The 990-nt window shown below is 67.0% G+C and carries 1 protein-coding gene; it reads left to right on the top strand.

The features are described from left to right. On the top strand, positions 1-990 hold a 990-nt coding region (locus tag B3K53_RS14425), incomplete at both ends, for a dicarboxylate/amino acid:cation symporter (RefSeq protein ID WP_292085678.1).

Genomic DNA, 990 nt, shown 5'->3' on the forward strand with positions numbered 1-990 from the left:
GCGCCGATCAGGCGGCGGCGGCGGCCAAGAATCTGTCGCTGATCACCGACGTCTTCCTGCGTCTGATCAAGATGATCATCGCGCCCCTGGTCTTCACCACCCTGGTGGCGGGCATCGCCCACATGGAGGACGCCGCCTCGGTTGGCCGCATCGGCGTCAAGACCATGACCTGGTTCATCGGCGCCTCGGTGGTGTCCCTGCTGCTGGGCCTGATCATGGTGCAGATCCTGCAGCCGGGCGCCGGGATGCACCTGCCGCAGGCGGCGCTGGCGACGGCGCCGGCCGCCTCGACCGACGCCTTCTCGCTGCATGGCTTCGTCACCCACCTGGTGCCGACCTCGATCTTCGACGCCATGGCCAAGAACGAGATCCTGCAGATCGTCGTCTTCTCCCTGTTCGTCGGCACGGCGGTCGCGGCGCTGGACGACAAGGCGCCTGCGGTGCTGAACCTGGTCGAACAGGCCGCCAGCATCATGCTGAAGGTGACCGAGTTCGTGATGAAGCTGGCCCCCCTGGCCATCTTCGCCGCCCTGGCCTCGACCATCGCCACGCAAGGCCTGGAGATGCTGGCCGTCTACGCCAAGTTCGTGCTGGGCTTCTACGGCTCGATGGGCATCCTGTGGGGCCTGCTGTTCCTGGCCGGCGCCGCCGTCCTGGGCCGTCGCGTCCTGCCCCTGTTCAAGGTGATCCGCACCCCGGCCCTGCTGGCCTTCTCGACCGCCAGCTCGGAAGCCGCCTATCCGCGCATCCTGGACGCCCTGCCCACCGTCGGCGTGCGTCGCCGCATCGTCAGCTTCGTCCTGCCGCTGGGCTATTCGTTCAACCTCGACGGCTCGATGCTCTACTGCACCTTCGCCACCATGTTCATCATGCAGGCGCACGGCGTGCACCTCAGCGTCTCGCAGCAGGTCTTCATGCTGCTGCTGCTGATGGTGACGTCCAAGGGCATCGCCGGCATTCCGCGCGCTTCGCTGGTGGTCATCATGGCGA

The sequence above is a fragment of the Brevundimonas sp. UBA7506 genome (assembly GCF_002479495.1).
Lineage (GTDB): Bacteria > Pseudomonadota > Alphaproteobacteria > Caulobacterales > Caulobacteraceae > Brevundimonas.